This window comes from Homoserinimonas sedimenticola, assembly GCF_026094475.1.
GTDB lineage: Bacteria > Actinomycetota > Actinomycetes > Actinomycetales > Microbacteriaceae > Homoserinimonas > Homoserinimonas sedimenticola.
Map to the genome: position 1 here is coordinate 474,601 of NZ_JAPELL010000001.1, position 17,558 is coordinate 492,158.

The window sequence follows — 17,558 nt, forward strand, 5'->3', positions numbered from 1 at the left end:
ATACTGCCGCGGGCGGCGCGCAGGATTCGTGCGATCTCGGCGGCGCGCCGCACGGACTCAGCGCGCGGAGAGGGAACTCACGGATTCGACAGCTGCCGTGACGGCATCGGCCACCGCCAGGAAGTCGCCACGGGGTGTGGCCGCGGGGAAGGTGAACCGCACGGCCGTCTGTGCGAGTTCCCGGCTGACTCCCATCGCCGTCAGCACAGCAGACGGCTCGTCGCTGCCAGCCGCGCACGCGGAGCCGCTCGAGCAGACGATGCCGCGCCGTTCGAGTTCCAGCAGCACCGCTTCTCCGCTCGTTCCATCGAAACAGAAGGAGGCGGTGCCGGGCAGTCGCTGCGTCCGGTGTCCCGTGAGCCGCGCTCCGGGAACCGACGCGAGCACGCGCTCGATGAAGTCATCCCGGCCCGCCGCAACCTCAGCGGCTCGTGCAACACGCTCCTCCTCGGCGAGGGTGAGGGCGGTCGCTAGCCCGACTGCGCCCGCGACGTTCTCGGTGCCGGACCGGCGCCCCGCCTCCTGCCCGCCCCCGTGCAGGGTCGGCTCGAGCGCGAGCCGCGAGCGGACGAAGAGCGCACCGACGCCCTTCGGAGCGCCCAACTTGTGGCCCGCGAGGGTGAGCGCATCGACGGGCAGGCCGGCGGCATCCCCGCGCGCGACTGTGAGGTCGAGCCAGCCGGCGGCCTGCACAGCGTCCGCGTGGAATGGCACTCCTGTGCCCACGGCGATCTCCCCCAAGCGGTCGAGAGGCTGCACCGTGCCGACCTCGTTGTTGGCGTACATGACGCTCACGAGGGTGGTGTCGGGACGCAGCAACCGCTCGAGTTCCGACGGATCGACAAGACCGTCTTCGTCGACGCCGAGGCGGTCGACCTCGAAGCCGTGGAAGCGCTCGAGGTAGGCGCAGGATTCGAGTACCGAAGGGTGCTCGATCGCCGAGGTCACGATGTGGCGCCCTCGCGGCGCCGCGAGAGCGATCCCCTTGATCGCGAGGTTGTTGGCCTCGGTGCCGCCACTCGTGAAGATCACCTCGCCCGCACGACAGCCGAGCACCTCGGCGACCCGGGAGCGAGCCCAGGAGAGGGCGGATGCTGCGCGCTCCCCCACCTCGTGATGACTCGAGGGGTTGCCGAACTCCCCCGTCAGGTAGGGCCACATGACCTCGAGGACCTCGCGGCGCACGGGCGAGGTCGCGGCGTGATCGAGGTACTGCATGGCGTCAGCCTTCCGCGCCCACTTCGATGTCCAGTCCGAGGTCGAGCGCCCGGACGCTGTGGGTCAGGGCGCCCACGGAGATGACGTCGACACCCGTCGCCGCAATGTCCGCCACCGTCGCGAGCGTCACTCCACCGCTCGCATCGACGAGGGCGCGACCGTCGACCAGACGAACCCCCTCGCGCAGTTCCGCCAGAGTGAAGTTGTCGAGCAGGATCGCGTCGACGCCCGCCTCGATGACGAGGGTGATCTGGTCGATGCGGTCGACTTCGACTTCGAAGTGCACGGTGTGGCCGAGACGAGAACGGGCCTCTCTGAGCGCCTCTGTGAGGTCGCGTCCGCCGGCCGTGAGGACTGCGAGGTGGTTGTCCTTCACCAGAACGGCGTCGGAGAGCGAGAAACGGTGATTGCTGCCCCCTCCACAGCGCACGGCGTGCCGCTCCAGCACGCGCAGGCCGGGCGTCGTCTTGCGCGTGTCGGCGATGCGCGCCCCAGTGCCCTCGACCGCCGAGACGTAGCGGGCCGTCTCCGTCGCGATTCCGCTCATCCGCTGAATCAGGTTCAGCGCCACACGCTCCGCCCGCAGCACGGCCCTCGCATCGCCCGTCACGAGGGCAAGCACCTCTCCCGCCTCGAAGCGCTCGCCGTCGGCCCGTCGTTCCTCCACGAGTGCGGCAGCATCGCACGCGTGCATGGCCGCCGCGAAGACCTCGATGCCGGCAAGCACGCCGGCCTCTCTCGCGGCGAGCACGGCGGTCGCCCGACTCCCCGGGGGCAGAAGCGTCTCACTCGTCACATCCCCCCACGGCGCGTCCTCCTCGAGGGCGCGATCCAGCACTGCAGCGATGGCGGATGCGGTCAGCATGCGATGGGAACCTCCCGGTCAGACACGGCGGGCGTCGCCGTGAGAGCAATGTCGTCAGTGCGGTAGTGGGCACCGACCGAACCGCGTCGTGCGGATGCTGCGGCCACGAGTTCGCGCGCGATGAGAAGCAGGTTCCCCGTCTCGAGATCAGGAACTGTCGAGCCGCGGACGACCGCGTCGGCGAGCTCGCAGCGCGCCTCCTCGAGCCCGTCGGCGTCTCGGTGGAGACCCACCCGATCCCACATGAGCTGCTGTAGGCGCTCGCGCGTGAGGAGTCGCCCACCCTCCGGATGCTCCGGTGCCGCCGCATCCGGCCATGCTGGCCATGCCGTACCGAGGGCCTGTGCCGCCCGATGGCCCGTGACGAGCGCCTCGAGCAGCGAGTTGGACGCGAGGCGATTGGCGCCGTGGGCGCGGGTGCAGGCCGCTTCACCGACCGCGAAGAGCCCGGGCACTGCGGTACGACCATCGAGGTCGACCTCGATTCCGCCCATCCAGTAGTGGGCGGCGGGCGTCACGGGCACCGCCTCCGTCGAGGGGTCGAGCCCATGGGTGGCTGCGAGCGACCAGAAGCCGGGGAAGCGGGAGCGGAGCAGGCGCTCGCCGAGGGCACAGGCGTCCAGCAGCACGGGCGCGCCTGCCTGCAGCTCCATCTGCCGGGCGATCGCGCGCGCGACGACATCTCTCGGGGCGAGCTCCGCATCCGGATGCACATCGAGCATGAATCGTCGCCCCGCGGCATCCCGCAGCACGGCCCCCTCGCCCCGCACCGCCTCGGAGACGAGAGGAGTGCCAGGCACCGCGAGCGTTGTCGGGTGGAACTGCACGAACTCGGCATCGACGAGTCGCGCCCCCGCCCGCATCGCCGCGGCGACCCCGTCGCCCGTCGCGCCCGGAGGATTGCTGCTGTATCGGTAGAGCTGGCCCACCCCTCCGGTCGCGATTACGATCGCGTCGGCGGCCAACTCGAACTCATGTGCTCCGCGGATCACGCACAGCCCCGCGACCGAGCCATGCCGCACGACGATGTCGCGCGCGACGCAGTGCTCGTGCACCTCAACTCTGCTCGCCCGCACTGCCGCCGTGAGGGCGGCGATGATCGCGCGCCCCGTCGCGTCACCGCCCGCGTGCACGACTCGGGACGCCGAGTGAGCTGCCTCGAGCCCTCGCTCGAGTTCCCCGTCGGACCCTCGGTCGAAGCCAGCACCCAGGGCGATCAGATCCCGGATGCGCGCGGGCCCCTCCTCGCAGATGAGGCGAGCCGCACGCGGGTCCGTCAGCCCCGCACCGGCCCGCACCGTGTCGGCGACGTGCGCATCGACGCTGTCGTCGTCGAAGAGCGCCGCTGCGACACCGCCCTGCGCATAGAGCGTATTGCTCTCGCCGAGCGTCGCCTTCGTCACGAGCACGACCTCACGGTCAGCGTTCTCGGCAGCCGTCAGCGCAGCGGTGAGACCAGCGGCCCCCGAACCGACGACGACGACGCGCTCCACCGTCAGCCCTTCGGCTTCGCCGCGAGCATCCGCTCCAGGGCGATCTTCGCGGTGTCCGCCACGTCTCCCGGCACCGTGATGCGGTTGAGCACCTCGCCGCGCACGAGAGCCTCCAACACCCAGGCCAGGTAGCCGGGGTGGATGCGGTACATCGTCGAGCACGGGCAGATGACGGGGTCGAGACAGAAGATCTCATGCTGCGGATGCTCCGCCGCAAGTCGCGACACCATGTTGATCTCGGTGCCGATGGCGAAGGTGCTGGGTTCGCTCGTCGCGGCGACCGCCCTCTGGATGTAGTCGGTCGACCCGGCCTCGTCGGCGGCGTCGACGACAGGCATGGGGCACTCCGGGTGCACGATGACGCGGACGCCCGGGTGCTCGGCACGCGCCCTGTCGATCTGCTCTGTCGTGAAGCGCTTGTGCACCGAGCAGAAGCCGTGCCACAGCAGCACCCGCGCATCCCGCAGCTCGCTCTCGCTGTTGCCGCCGAGAGGCTTGCGCGGGTTCCACATGGGCATCTGTTCGAGCGGCACGCCCATCGCCTTGGCGGTATTGCGGCCCAGGTGCTGGTCAGGAAAGAAGAGAACCCGCTGCCCGCGCTCAAACGCCCACTCGAGCACGGTCTGCGCATTGGACGACGTGCAGACGATGCCGCCGTGCTCCCCGCAGAAGCCCTTGAGCGCGGCCGAGGAGTTCATGTACGTGACGGGGATGATGGGAGCCCTCCCGTCCGCGTCGGGCTCCGTGCCGTAAAGCGCCTCCAACTGTTCCCAGCACGCCGTGACCGAGTCGATGTCCGCCATGTCGGCCATCGAGCATCCGGCCGCAAGGTTGGGCAGGATCACGGACTGGCCGGGCTGCGCGAGGATGTCAGCCGTCTCCGCCATGAAGTGGACGCCGCAGAAGACGATGTGCTCAGCGCTCGGCTTCGACTGCGCCGCATTCGCCAACTGGAACGAATCGCCCACAAAGTCGGCGTACTGGATGATCTCGTCACGCTGGTAGTGGTGCCCGAGGATCACAAGCCGATCGCCGAGCTGCTCCTTGGCAGCGCGAATGCGCGCGTCCAACTCCCCGGCGCTGGCCGTGCGGTAGAGCTCGGGCAGGGCGCCCTGCCGCGGCGCACCCGCGGGGATGACGTCACTCATCGACGAGCCGGGGCCGTAGCCGGGTGTGGCGTCGAAGTTCCAGGGCGAGTCGGCGAGGTCCGGCGTACACACCTCCCCCGCGGGGGTGCTGCCGCGCGGAGTGAGACGAATGCGCTGGATCGTCGTGTCGACTGAGGTCACGGTGACTCCTCGGGTCTGTGCTGCTCGGGTCTGTGCTGCTCGGGTCTGTGCTGCGGTGCGGGACGGTGCTGCTGGGAGGGAGAGGGCTGTGGACGGTTCGGTGGGTCAGCTGGCGCGAGGGCCGAGCGGCCCGTTGTCGGCCATGTCGACGTCCTCGTCGTAGCGGTAGAGGCGCGGAGGACGATGTCGGCCGCCCGTCACGACGGCCTCCGTCGCGACAAGGCCGCCCGTCGCCTCCATCTGTCGCCGGAAGTTCGCGGGGTCGATCGAGCGGCGGAGGATCGCCTCATGCACGGAGCGCAGCTGCGACAGCGTGAAGGTCTCGCCGAGCAGGGCGTGGGCGATGCGGCTGTACTCGACCTTGTTCCGGAGGCGCCACAGCGCGTAGTCGATGATGCCATTGTGGTCGAAGGCCAGATCAGGGAGCTCGTCCGCCACGAACCATCGCACGTTCTCGCCCTCGGCCACGCGGTCGGCCTGCTCGGCATGCACGAGCGCCCAATACACAATCGAGACGACACGATCGCCCGGGGAGCGCTCGGGGTCACCGAAGGCGTAGAGCTGCTCGAGGTACTTGGGCTCGAGGTCCGTTGTCTCCTTGAGGTTGCGCCGCGCCGCCTCGGCGAGCGACTCCGAGTAGCGCAAACGGCCGCCGGGAAGCGCCCACTGCCCCTCGTAGGGCTGCCGGATGCGACGGACCAGGGGGATCCACAGCGTTGGCGATCCCCCGTCCGGCGCGGGACGCAGGGCAAAGATGACGGTCGAGACGGCGAGATCGATTGTCTCGCGCTGTGCTCCCTGCACCATGTCGGCCACCCATCGGTAAAGGTCACTTCGACCTGAACAGATCCTAGCACTTAGGGTAGCGGCGACCCAAACACGTTACGCGAGGGGCGTATCCACCGCCCCGCCGAAGCGACGATTGCGCCCGGCATAGAGTTCGATTGCATGCCAGAGATCCGTCCGGGAGAAATCTGGCCACAGCGTGTCGAGGAACACCATCTCGGCATACGCGCTCTGCCAGAGCAAAAAGTTGCTCGTGCGCTGCTCCCCCGACGACCGCACAAAGAGATCCACGTCCGGCATGTCAGGCGTATACAGGTGACGCGCAATCGTCTTCTCACTGATGCCCGACGGACTCATCCTGCCGGCAGCGACCTCCGCCGCGATCGTGCGCACCGCATCCGTAAGCTCGTTGCGCCCGCCATAGTTGACGCACATCGTCAGCGTCAGCGTGCTGTTGCCCGCCGTGAGACGTTCTGCGAACTGGAGCTCCTTGATAACGGATGCCCACAGCCGAGGCCTGCGCCCCGCCCACCGCACACGCACCCCCCACTCGTTGAGCTGGTCACGGCGACGGTGCAACACCTCACGGTTGAACCCCATGAGGAAGCGGACCTCGTCGGGCGAACGCTTCCAGTTCTCGGTCGAGAAGGCATACACGCTCAGATGCGTCACGCCCACCTGGATCGCCCCCGCGACCACATCCAGCAGGGCCGCCTCCCCCGCCTTGTGCCCCTCGACCCGGGTGAGGCCGCGCGCATTCGCCCAACGGCCGTTACCGTCCATCACGATCGCCACATGCTTCGGCACGGCGGCCCGCGGAATCGGCGGTGGCGTAAGGCCCGTCCAATCGATCGGCTTGAAATCGACCGCATCCGGATGCGTCTTGCCGACTGGCGTCATGTGGTCTGTTCCTCCCGTGCCCCCGAGGGGGAGCTGCGATCAACGTGCTCAAGCGAACGGAGCCGGCGCTCCAGATGGAACTGCGCGTACGCGGCGACGATGCCGCTCGCCTGCGAACGAGTCCGCTCGTCGGCGGCCTCAGCGACGGACCAGTCGCCCGACAGGAGCGCGCCGAGCAGGCTCAGAGTCGCGGCATCCAGCCTCGGAGCCCCTGGCGGCGCCACCTCGTCACTCACGACCCCGCCCAACTGCACCACAAAAGCCGAATGCGGCCCGGGCGCGCCCGTCATCGCGCAGTCGTGAAAACTCGGCGACCACCCCGCGATCGCAAGCGACCGCAAGAGGTACGAATCCAGCGTGAGCCCCGGGCCGTGCTCCCGCCGCGAGAGCGAGCGGAGCGCGCCCACCAGCAGGAGGTACTGCTGAAGGCTGCCCTCGTCCTCCGTCAGCTTGTCGGCAGTCTCGACCATGGCGCTCGCTGCCGTGTATGCCCCGTAGTCCGAGGTAATCGCCGGACCGTAGGCCCCCACCGAGACCGCCTGCGTGATGACGTCGAGAGTGCGCCCCTCATAGAACTGGGCGTCAGCGACCATGAACGGCTCGAGTCGCGCACCGAACTTAGACGCCGTGCGACGGACCCCCTTTGCGACAGCTCGGATCTTGCCGTGCTGCCGGCTCAGCATTGTCACGATGCGGTCGGCTTCGCCCAACTTGTGGGTGCGGAGGACGACCACCTCGTCGCGGTACAGCGGCATCCCCCCAGTATCCCCCGCCGCGCCTATCCAGTGCCGCAAAGCCGCGTGCTAGAACTGGCTTCATGGAGCCGGTCGCCTTCACCATCCCCCTCTGGGCCGACCTCCTCGCCGTGGGCGTCGGTTCCGTCATGGGGGCGATGTATGCCGCGGGCTTCAGCGACCGGCGGCTCGACCTGCTCGGCGTCGCTGTCATCGGAGTCGCGACAGGGCTGGGCGGCGGACTCCTGCGCGACCTACTCCTGAATATCCCGCTCGCACCCCTGCACAGCAACTGGTATCTACCGGTCGCGACCGGGGCGGCACTCCTCGGCATGCTGCTGGAACGCGTCTTCAACCGGCTCCGCCACGTGCTGACCGTGCTCGACGCTCTCACGATCGGCCTCTTCGGCGCCATCGGCACGACAAAGGCGCTCGCGCACGGGCTTCCCGAGATACCCGCGATCTTCGTGGGCGTCCTCGCCGCCGTCGGCGGCGGCGTGCTCCGCGACATGCTGCTCGCGACACCCATCGCGATCATGCAGGTCGGCTCCTTCTACGCCATGGCTGCATTCTCAGGCGCCGGTGCGATTGTGGCCCTTGAAGCGGCCGGGGTGGTCCCTGCAATCGCCTCGGTAGTCGGAGTCGCCGTTGCATTCGGTGTCCGCGTCCTTGCCGTGCTGTTCCGCTGGAGTCTGCCCGAGCAGCGCCGACTCACGCGCCTGCCGCGGCTGCCGTGGCGGCGTGGCCTGCCCGAGTAGCGCGCCTCGCACCCTCCGGGTCTCGGGCGGCACAGGCAGCCTGAGATCAGACGGCCGCGGCACCCGCCCCCCTCACGAGAATTCAGGAAATCTCCTTGCTGCGGCGCAAGTAGCCCCCGGCCTTCGTCGCCGTGCGCGATGTCGGAAACTCAGGAAATACCGCGGTGAGGGTCCCGAAGGGCCCGGTGGTTCCCGCTGTCGCGAGACCTCGTCCATCCGCAGCTGAGGTGTTTTCCTGAACTTCCGAAGATTGGGCCGGGAGCGTCACCTCCTAGGAGTGCAGGGCGAGAGGATGCTCTCGCTCCCGAGCACCGTGAACTTCCTGAATTTCCGAAGTGGGACGGTGCGCACGGTACTCGGAAGTGCTGCGAGAAGCGAGCGCGCCGCGGGAGGGCATTACCCGCCGTCAGACGGCGGCGAGCACCCCGCCGCGACTTCCCGTCTCCGCCCGGAGCGCGCGGTTGACCGCCGAGACGATCGCCTTCAGCGACGCCGTTGAGATGTCCGCGTCGATGCCGACGCCCCAAAGAGTGCGACCGTTGACGCTCAGCTCGACGTAGGACGCGGCGAGAGCATCGCCGCCCGCACTCATGGCGTGCTCCTGGTAGTCGTAGAGGGAGACGTCAATGCCTCCGCGCTCGCGGAGCACGTTGAGGAACGCCGCGATGGGGCCATTGCCCGTCGCGTCGACCTCTTCGATCTCGTCACCGACCCGCAGCCGAACGTGAAGGGAAACGTCACCCTCCAAATCGCTCGAGGTGCGGGTCTGCTTGATCTCGAAGTGACCCCACTTCTGCTCCTGCTCGAGCGCGGGCAGATACTCGTCGCTGAAGATCGCCCAGATCTCGTCGCTCGTGACCTCACCGCCCTCAGCATCGGTGCGCGCCTGCACGACACCCGAGAACTCGATCTGCAGCTTGCGGGGCAGGTCGAGCGCATGGTCAGTCTTGAGCAGGTACGCGACGCCACCCTTGCCCGATTGAGAATTCACGCGGATGACAGCCTCATAGGTGCGCCCAAGATCCTTCGGGTCGACCGGCAGGTAGGGCACGGCCCACTCGAGCTCGTCCACCGAGACACCCTTGGCGGATGCCTCCGCCGCCATCGCCTCGAAACCCTTCTTGATCGCGTCCTGGTGCGACCCGCTGAAGGCGGTGTAGACGAGGTCGCCCGCCCAGGGGCTGCGCTCCGGCACCGGCAGCTGGTTGCAGTACTCGGCCGTGCGCTTGATCTCGTCGAGGTTGCTGAAGTCGATCTGCGGGTCGATGCCCTGCGTGAACAGGTTGATGCCGAGAGCGACGAGGTCAACGTTGCCCGTGCGCTCGCCGTTGCCGAAGAGGCATCCCTCGATGCGGTCGGCTCCCGCCATGTAGCCCAGCTCGGCCGCGGCGACAGCTGTGCCCCGGTCGTTGTGCGGGTGCAGGCTGAGGATCACGTTCTCACGGTGGTTCAGGTGCCGCGACATCCACTCGATCGAGTCGGCGTAGACATTCGGTGTTGCCATCTCCACCGTCGCCGGGAGGTTGATGATGACCTTGCGCTCGGGAGTGGGCTCGAGCACCTCGAGTACCTGGTTGCAAACATCGACCGCGAACTCGAGCTCGGTGCCCGTGTAGCTCTCGGGCGAGTACTCGTAGAAGATTTCGGTGCCCTCGGCGATGAGCTCCGCCGCCCGACAGAGGCGCGCACCCTCGAGAGCGATGTCGATGATGCCCTGTCGGTCGGTGCGGAAGACGACATCCCGCTGCAGGATGCTCGTGGAGTTGTAGAGGTGCACGATGGCCCGCTTCGCACCCTTCAGCGACTCGTAGGTACGGGTGATGAGGGCCTCGCGCGCCTGCGTCAGCACCTGGATGGTGACGTCGTCGGGGATGAGGTCTTCTTCGATGAGCGTGCGCACGAAGTCAAAGTCGGTCTGGCTGGCCGAGGGGAAGCCCACCTCGATCTCCTTGTAGCCCATCTTGACGAGCAGTTCGAACATGATGCGCTTGCGCTCGGGGCTCATGGGGTCGATGAGCGCCTGGTTGCCATCGCGCAGATCCACGGCACACCACCGCGGCGCTTGAGTGATGCGCTTTGTGGGCCACGTGCGGTCAGGCAGGTCGACCGCGATCATCTCGTGGAAGGGACGGTACCGGTGGATCGGCATCGCCGACGGCGTCTGGTTGTTCTTCATTGTCTTTGGGTTCTCTCTCGCGTGATCCGGATCAGCCGACGACAAACACCGCGACGAGGGAGGCCTGGTAACTAGGACTCGTCGCGGCAGCTAAGGAGAAGCAGACCAAACAACACACCTCCAGCGTAGCACCCCCAGCGAGAGGTTCCGCGGGCCGACCGTGCAGACGACCTGAATCCCGAAAACGTTGGGTGGTGACGTGTGCACCCGCCGCCCAGACTGGAGGCATGAGAACACTAGGTACTCGCGGGGGCACCCTCTTCGCCGTCCTCGGCGCGGCACTCGTGCTGACGGCGTGCGGCGCGGATCCCGCCGACCCCGGAGACATCATGGACATCACCGAATCGGATGCCACGGGCAGTGAAGTAATCGGACAGGGCACCGTGATCGAGAAGCCCGGTTCGACCGTGCAGATCTGCCTCGGCCCCATCACGATGATCTACCCGCCAGACTGCGGCGGCCCCGAGATCGTCGGTTGGGACTGGGACGAGGTCGACGGCGAGGAGACGGCGAACGGCACCACCTGGGGAACGTACGCGGTTCAGGGCACGTGGGATGGCGAGCAGCTGACGCTGACCGAGCCGCCCATCATGCTCGCCCTCTATGACCCGATGGTGCCCGACGACCCCTACACGGACCCGGAGAACCCGGGTGAGGCGAGCGAGGCGGAGCTCGCCGAGATTCAGGCGGAACTGGCGGACGAGCCCGACATTCTGGGCGCCTACCCCCAGAACGGCTACCTCTTCGTCGAGGTCGTGCACGATGACGGCTCGCTGCAGGAGGAGTTCAACGAGCGCTACGGCGAGGATGTCGTTGTCGTGCGCCCCCAGCTGAAGCCCGTCGAGTGAGGCCGGGGGGGCGGAGGCGCCGCGTCTGGCGACCCCCGCCCCCTGGCCTAGTCCACTGCGAGGGCCGCGACCGGGCTCACGCGTGTTGCCCGCCTCGCGGGGAACTGCGCTGCCAGCAGCGTAATGATGGCCGCGCCGAGGATGACCGCGAGCACGAGCATCCAGGGCACCGAGGGCCACACGAGCCCGGGGCTGCCCTCGATCGCTCCGAGAAGTGATTGCGCACCGGCCCAGCCGTAGACGACGCCGAGCACGACCCCGAAGCCAACACCGGCGACGGTCAGCTGGATGCTCTCGGCAACGATCATGGACCGCACCTGTCGTGAGGTGAAGCCGAGGGCGCGCAGGAGCCCGAGTTCGCGGGAACGCTGCAGCACGCTCAGTGAGAGCGTGTTGATCATGCCGAAGGCGGCCGTCACGGCGCTGAAGCCGATGAGAGCGCTGAAGATGCCGACCGTGACGACGAGGAGTTCATCGACACCCCCGCCGTAGGATTCGGGCGACTCCGCCTGGGAGCGGGTGATCATGTCGAGGTAACCCTGCGTCGCGACAGCGAACGTCGTGACGAGCGTCACCCCGATGACGAGGCCGATCGCTGTGCGGGCGCTGCGCTCGGGGTGCCGCAGGCCGCTCTCGGCGGCGAGCCTCGCGGGGGCGCCGGCTCCGAGTATGCGTCCTGCCGCGCGTAGGATCGGCGGGATCACGATGTGCGCGGCCAGCACGATGCCGCTGAAGGAGGTGATGCCTCCGAGGAACGCGACGAGGAAGCCGAACGGCGAGACAAGCCCGAGCGCGACGCCTGCCGCAAGGATGACGGCACCGCCGACGCCCAGGATACCGGCGATCGCGTTGCGCACCGGGCGCCGCAGCACGACCTCGCGGGGAGCCTCAACAGCAGCACCGGTCGCCTGCATGGGCGACACCTCCAGCACTCGACGAGAGCCGACCCATGACGCCGCCCAGGTCGAGAGCACGACGATGACTGCGGGGAGCACGATGAGCGGGTCGACCACGGGGTAGTCGAGCTGAGGGACGAGACCGGATGCTGCGGCGAGGCGTATCCCACCGGCGGAGAGCAGCACTCCCGCTACGGCGCCGAGGGCGCTGCCGAGAAGCCCGACCGCCAGTCCCTCTTTCGCGACCGCCCTCCGCTGCGCTGCGGCTGTCGCGCCGATCAGGCGGACGAGCGCAATCGTGCGGGTGCGCCCCGCGATGATGGTCGCGAAGGTGTTGGCCGTGACGATCGATCCGACATAGACCGCGATCATGATGAAGACGGCGGCGACCATGGCGAGAGCGAGCTGGACGCTGCTGCGGGAGGCGATGTCGTCGGCGGAAATGACGGTGGCGAGGATCGCCGTCGCCTGGATGAGCCCGACTCCGAAGGCGGCACTGAGCGCGGTGACGACGAGGCTCGCGACGTGATCCCGCTTCGGCCCCTTCACGCCGCACTCTCCATCGAGAGCATGAACGCGCTGATCTCCTCGGCGCTGGATCGCCCGCGCTCCTCAACGACCCGGCCGTCGGCGAGGAAGAGGATGCGGTCGGCGTGGCTTGCCGCGATGGGGTCGTGCGTCACCATGGCAATGCTCTGGCCGTAGTCGGCGGATGCCGCGGAGAGGAGTGCGAGCACTTCCCGCCCGGTGCGCGAGTCGAGGTTCCCCGTCGGCTCGTCGGCGACGACGAGGTCGGGCCGGGTGGCGAGCGCTCGCGCGATCGCGACCCGCTGCTGCTGGCCGCCGGAGAGTTCGTGGGGCCGATGGTTGAGGCGGTGGCCGAGACCGAGTGATTCCACGAGCCTGTCGATCCATTCGCGCTGCTCGGGGCCGGGCATCCGCCCGTCGAGCTCGAAGGGCAGCTGGATGTTGCCCGCGATATCGAGGGTGGGCACGAGGTTGAAGGCCTGGAAGACGAAACCCACGCGCCGGCGGCGAAGCACGGTCAGCTCTGTGTCGCCGAGCGAGGTGATCTCGGTGTCGCCCAGCCAGGCCCGGCCGGAGCTTGGGGTGTCGAGGCCGGCCATGATGTGCATGAGGGTTGATTTGCCGGAGCCGCTCGGGCCCATGATCGCGGTGAACTCGCCCGCACGGATCCCGATCGAGACGCCGTCGAGGGCGGTCACGGCGTTCGATCCGGCGCCGTAGGACTTGGTGAGGTGGGAGACGCGCGCCACGAGTCCCGCGTCGGAGTTGAGGAATGTCATGGCTTCGACGCTATTGAGCCGCCCCGCGGCCCCGCGTCGGCCGGATGTCGTCTTCCGCTACATCCGCAGGATGATTCGCCCTACACCGCGAGGCCGTGCTCGTAGGCGAAAACGACCAGTTGCACGCGGTCGCGGAGCGAGAGCTTTGCGAGGATCCGGCTCACATGGGTTTTGACCGTCGCCTCGCTCAGATACTCCTGGCGCGCGATCTCTGCGTTGCTGAGGCCCCGGGCCGCGAGGGCGAAGATCTCGCGTTCCCGCTCCGTCAGGGTTCCGAACGCCGGCGGCTCCTGGGGAGCTGCGGGTGCGGCCCCGAAGTGTTCGAAGAGCTCTCGGGTCGCGGATGCCGCGATCACTGCGTTCCCCGAGTGCACCGTACGGATCGCCGCAAGCAGGAACTCCGGCTCCGCGTCTTTCAGCAGGAATCCACTCGCCCCCGCGCGGATCGCGCGCGTCGCGGCCTCATCGAGGTCGAAGGTCGTGAGCACGATGACCTTGGGTGCGACAACGCCCTGCTCCTCGGCGTCGCTCACGATGCGGGCCGTCGCCTCGATGCCATCCATAACGGGCATCCGGATGTCCATGAGCACAACGTCGGGGCGGCGCGCCGCCACGAGAGCGGCCCCTTCCGCCCCATCGCCGGCCTCGCCCACGAACTCGAGGTCGGCCTGTGAGGAGATGAGCATTCGGATGCCCGCCCGGAAGAGCGCCTGGTCGTCGACGAGGGCGACGGTAATGCGGTCAGTCACGTGTGGTCCCTTCCCGGGTGGGCGTCGAAGGTTCAGGGGTGAAGGGGATGCGGGCGTCGACGCAGAAGCGCCCGTCACGCGGCTCTGCCGCAAGTCGACCGCCGACCAGTTGGGCCCGCTCGCGCATCCCGGCGAGGCCGTGCCCCAGGCTCGCCTGCACCGGCTGCTCCCCCGCGCGAAGCGCGCTCGAGACCCGGATCGCGACCGCTTCGGCGCCCCAGTCGAGAGCGAGCGTGACCTCCTGCGCCGCGTCACCGTGGCGGAGCGCGTTCGTGAGGGCCTCCTGCACGATGCGATAGACCGCGAGCTGTTGGGCGGTTCCGAGCTGCCTCGGCTCCCCCGCCGTGTCCTCCCGAATCCTGAGCCCCGACGCACGCACCTGCGCGACGAGTCTCTCGAGATCGTCAAGCCCCGGTTGCGGCCCCTCCCCCTGGCTATGGCGCAGCTGGGTGAGGAGGACACGAACATCGGCGAGGGCGTCTCTCGCCGTCGTCGAGATCGTTGCGAGGGCTTCGGATGCTGCATCCGGATCGCCCCCGATGGCGTAGCGTGCACCGTCCGCCTGAGCGATCACAACCGCGAGCGAATGCGCAACGACGTCGTGCATGTCACGGGCGATACGGTTGCGCTCCTGTTCGATGATCGCGAGTTGACGCGCCTGGCGTTCCTCCTGCTCGGCACGCGCCTGCGCCTCGCGGCTGGCGCGGGCAGCCGCCCTGGTGCGGGCAAGCAGTCCGAGTGTCCAGCTCAGCCCGAAGACGGCGGTGAAGCCGGCGAGCGTGAGCAGCAGCCCCACGATCGTGACGGGCAGGTCGCCCACCGCGATGGCGGCCGGCGAGACGGACATGACGACAGGGAGGAAGAAGAGGTAGGCCGTGGCGACGAGGGCGCCGGCGCCAGCGGAGGCGAGCCCGATCCACTTGACCCTCGTCGCACCGTAGGCGGCCGTCGCGTAGAGCACGGGCAGGATGGCGAGATTCGATAGGTCAGGAGGGAGACCCGCCGCCATCTGCGCGAGCGCCCCCAACCAGGCGAGCCCCAGCGCGATGGACGGGGAGAGCCGACGCATGGCCAGGGCTGCTCCCATACACAGCACGACGAAGGCCTCGCTGAGCGCGAAGATGCCGAAGGGGCCGAGCCTAACGGCAACGCAGAGCGCCGCGAACACCACGTCGAACGCGAGCTGGCGTGGGGTCAGACGGCGAAGCATGCGACAACGCTACGGCGTTCCTGCGCCGCACCGACCCGAAATCGCGTCGGCGGCGCGAAGATCATCCTCGGGATGTATGAGGTGTCAGAAGCCCAGCCGCCCCAGCTGCTTGGGGTCTCGCTGCCACTCCTTCGCAACCTTGACCCGGAGGGAGAGATAGACGGGTGACCCCACGAGCGGCTCGATCTGGGCGCGAGCTGCTGCGCCGACCTCCCGCAGGCGGGAGCCCTTGTGCCCGATGATGATGCCCTTTTGACTGTCGCGCTCCACGAAGACGTTGGCGTAGATCTCGACGAGATCCTTGTCCTCGCGTTCCACCATGTCATCGACCGTGACGGCGATCGAGTGGGGAAGCTCGTCCTGCACACCCTCGAGGGCCGCCTCGCGGATGAGCTCGGCGATCCGGTCGTCGAGGGACTCCTCCGTGACCGACTCGGCGGGGTAGAGGGGCGGCGACTCCGGCATGAGCGCGATCAGCTCGCTCACCAGCACGTCGAGCTGCACGTTCGTGAGGGCGGAGACCGGGATGATCGCGTCCCAGTCGCGCAGATTCGAGACCGCGAGGAGCTGCTCCGCGACGGCCGCCTTGGACGCCGTGTCGACCTTGGTCACGAGCGCCACGCGTTTGGCCCGGGGGAAGGCATCGAGTTGCTCGTTGATGAAACGGTCTCCCGGTCCGACCTTCTCATCGGCCGGGACACAGAAACAGATGACGTCGACTTCCGCCAGCGTGTCTTGCACGACCGCGTTGAGCCGCTCGCCGAGGAGGGTTCGCGGTCGGTGCATCCCCGGGGTGTCGACGAGAACGAGCTGCCCCTCTGACCTGTGCACGATGCCGCGGATGGCGCGCCGGGTGGTCTGCGGCTTGGTGCTCGTGATCGCGACCTTCTCTCCCACGAGCGCGTTCGTGAGGGTCGACTTGCCGACGTTCGGCCGGCCGACGAAGGTCACGAAGCCGGAACGGTGGGCAGCAGCAGATTGTTCGTCCGTCATGATCGTTGCTCCTCGCTGGGAAGGTCTTCGCCATCCGATTCCAGGTCGGCGAGGGTCTGGTCGCGCTCGACGATGACGGTGGTGAGGCGCTTGCGCCTCCCCTCGGTGCGATCCGCCATGAGCAGGATGCCCGAAACGCTCGCCGTGTCGCCCCGCGACGGGATGCGCCCGAGCCCCTTCGTGAGGAGGCCACCCACCGTGTCGACATCGTCGTCATCGAGGTCGAGGCCGAAGAGCTCGCCGAGTTCGTCGATTGCAAGCCGTGCCGAAACACGGAAGCGCCCCTCCCCCAGATCTTTGACCTCCTGGAGGGTGCGGTCGTACTCGTCGGAGATGTCTCCCACGAGTTCCTCGATGAGGTCCTCGAGTGAGACGAGCCCCGCGATGCCGCCGTACTCGTCGACGACCATCGCAAGGTGATTCGACTCGAGCTGCATCTGGCGCAGCAGGTCGTCGGCCTTCTGCGACTCGGGCACGAAGAGCGCGGGCCGCGCGATCTCCGCGACCGCGATGCTGTCGAAACCGAGAGGTTGTTCGTGGCTGAGGCGTGCGACGTCGCGGAGGTAGAGCACTCCGAGCACCTCGTCGACATCCTCGCCCGTGACGGGGATGCGCGAGACTCCCTTGCCGAAGAAGAGCGCGAGCGCCTCCGTGATACCCGCCGTGCCGTCGATCGTGACCATGTCGGTGCGGGGCACCATGACTTCGCGCACGACCGTCTGGTTGAAGTCGAAGATCGAGTGAATGAGCTCTCGGTCCTGCTCCTCCAGCACGTCGAGCTCGGTCGCCTCGTCGACCATGCTGAGCAGCTGCTGCTCCGAGCTGAAGGTCACAGTGCGAGGGCGGCCGGGAGTGACGCGGTTGCCGACCGCGACGAGGGCCGCCGCGAGGGGACCCAGCAATACCCGCAGGGCGTGCACGAGTCCCGAGGTCCAGAGGATGATCGGGGTCGCGTATTCACGGCCGACCGAGCGAGGGCTCGAGCCCACGAGCACGAACGACGCGACGATCATCACGAGTGCCGAGCACAACAGCGCCCACCACCACTCGTCGAAGAGGGTGGCGAAGCTCATCGTCACGAGCACCGCGGCCGTCGTCTCCGCCACGACACGCATGAAGTTGACGGCGTTGACGTGAGCGCCGACATCCGACGAGATGGCCAGGAGCGCGCGCGGGCGGCGCGAACGCTGTGCGAGATCGCTCAGGTCGTTCCGCGACAGCACTCCGAGCGCCGCGTCGGCGGCGGCGAGCAGGCCGCCAAAGGCGACGAGCAGCACGGCGGCCGTCACGAAGACGATCGTCACCGACCATCACCGCCCACGGGCTTGGGCGTACT

Annotated in this window: 16 protein-coding genes; 2 read left to right on the plus strand and 14 right to left on the minus strand. The window is 68.3% G+C overall.

What is annotated here, in order from left to right:
* Positions 1-57: 57 nt before the first annotated feature.
* The 7 genes from OH146_RS02175 to recO all read right to left on the minus strand — a co-directional run bounded on the left by OH146_RS02175 (position 58) and on the right by recO (position 7,306).
* Positions 58-1,218 (minus strand): cysteine desulfurase family protein, encoded by a 1,161-nt coding sequence (locus OH146_RS02175; protein WP_265156932.1) that lies wholly within the window; start codon positions 1,216-1,218, stop codon positions 58-60.
* A 4-nt stretch (positions 1,219-1,222) separates the two neighbouring features.
* Positions 1,223-2,083, minus strand: coding sequence for a carboxylating nicotinate-nucleotide diphosphorylase (gene nadC / locus OH146_RS02180; protein ID WP_265156934.1), 861 nt, complete (start codon positions 2,081-2,083; stop codon positions 1,223-1,225).
* Positions 2,077-3,576, minus strand: a complete 1,500-nt coding sequence (nadB, locus tag OH146_RS02185) for an L-aspartate oxidase (RefSeq protein ID WP_265156936.1) — start codon at positions 3,574-3,576, stop codon at positions 2,077-2,079. Before nadB ends, nadC begins: the two co-directional genes overlap by 7 nt.
* A gap of 2 nt (positions 3,577-3,578) precedes the next feature.
* Positions 3,579-4,865, minus strand: a complete 1,287-nt coding sequence (gene nadA, locus OH146_RS02190) for a quinolinate synthase NadA (RefSeq protein WP_265156937.1) — start codon at positions 4,863-4,865, stop codon at positions 3,579-3,581.
* 105 nt (positions 4,866-4,970) lie between these two features.
* A complete protein-coding gene (locus tag OH146_RS02195) occupies positions 4,971-5,672 on the minus strand; it encodes an NUDIX hydrolase (protein ID WP_265156938.1) in 702 nt (233 codons plus the stop codon).
* 75 nt (positions 5,673-5,747) lie between these two features.
* Entirely contained in the window at positions 5,748-6,551 is an 804-nt protein-coding gene (locus OH146_RS02200) for an isoprenyl transferase (protein ID WP_265156940.1), read from the minus strand.
* Positions 6,548-7,306, minus strand: coding sequence for a DNA repair protein RecO (gene recO, locus OH146_RS02205; RefSeq protein WP_265156943.1), 759 nt, complete (start codon positions 7,304-7,306; stop codon positions 6,548-6,550). Before recO ends, OH146_RS02200 begins: the two co-directional genes overlap by 4 nt.
* 62 nt (positions 7,307-7,368) lie before the next feature.
* Between recO and OH146_RS02210 the strand changes: the two genes are divergently transcribed.
* Positions 7,369-8,043: a trimeric intracellular cation channel family protein gene (locus OH146_RS02210; RefSeq protein ID WP_265156945.1), complete on the plus strand. Its 675-nt coding sequence runs from the start codon at positions 7,369-7,371 to the stop codon at positions 8,041-8,043.
* A gap of 406 nt (positions 8,044-8,449) precedes the next feature.
* Here OH146_RS02210 and leuA read toward each other — a convergent pair whose 3' ends face one another.
* Positions 8,450-10,219 (minus strand): 2-isopropylmalate synthase, encoded by a 1,770-nt coding sequence (gene leuA, locus OH146_RS02215; RefSeq protein ID WP_265156947.1) that lies wholly within the window; start codon positions 10,217-10,219, stop codon positions 8,450-8,452.
* Between the two features lie 227 nt (positions 10,220-10,446).
* Between leuA and OH146_RS02220 the strand changes: the two genes are divergently transcribed.
* The gene (locus tag OH146_RS02220; protein WP_265156949.1) at positions 10,447-11,067 is read left to right on the plus strand and encodes a hypothetical protein; all 621 of its coding nucleotides are present in this window, start codon (positions 10,447-10,449) and stop codon (positions 11,065-11,067) included.
* Between the two features lie 47 nt (positions 11,068-11,114).
* On the opposite strand, the gene OH146_RS02225 is transcribed toward OH146_RS02220, so the two are convergent.
* The 6 genes from OH146_RS02225 to OH146_RS02250 all read right to left on the minus strand — a co-directional run bounded on the left by OH146_RS02225 (position 11,115) and on the right by OH146_RS02250 (position 17,526).
* The gene (locus OH146_RS02225; RefSeq protein WP_265156951.1) at positions 11,115-12,512 is read right to left on the minus strand and encodes an ABC transporter permease; all 1,398 of its coding nucleotides are present in this window, start codon (positions 12,510-12,512) and stop codon (positions 11,115-11,117) included.
* Complete coding sequence (locus tag OH146_RS02230; protein ID WP_265156953.1) at positions 12,509-13,270, minus strand: ABC transporter ATP-binding protein; 762 nt, start codon at positions 13,268-13,270, stop codon at positions 12,509-12,511. The genes OH146_RS02225 and OH146_RS02230 overlap by 4 nt, the downstream gene beginning before the upstream one ends.
* 80 nt (positions 13,271-13,350) lie before the next feature.
* A complete protein-coding gene (locus OH146_RS02235) occupies positions 13,351-14,019 on the minus strand; it encodes a response regulator (protein ID WP_372508447.1) in 669 nt (222 codons plus the stop codon).
* Entirely contained in the window at positions 14,012-15,229 is a 1,218-nt protein-coding gene (locus tag OH146_RS02240) for a sensor histidine kinase (RefSeq protein WP_265156955.1), read from the minus strand. The genes OH146_RS02235 and OH146_RS02240 overlap by 8 nt, the downstream gene beginning before the upstream one ends.
* 84 nt (positions 15,230-15,313) lie before the next feature.
* On the minus strand, positions 15,314-16,222 hold the full coding sequence (gene era, locus OH146_RS02245; protein ID WP_265156957.1) for a GTPase Era: 909 nt from the start codon (positions 16,220-16,222) through the stop codon (positions 15,314-15,316).
* Complete coding sequence (locus OH146_RS02250; RefSeq protein WP_265156959.1) at positions 16,219-17,526, minus strand: hemolysin family protein; 1,308 nt, start codon at positions 17,524-17,526, stop codon at positions 16,219-16,221. Before OH146_RS02250 ends, era begins: the two co-directional genes overlap by 4 nt.
* Between the last annotated feature and the right edge of the window lie 32 nt (positions 17,527-17,558).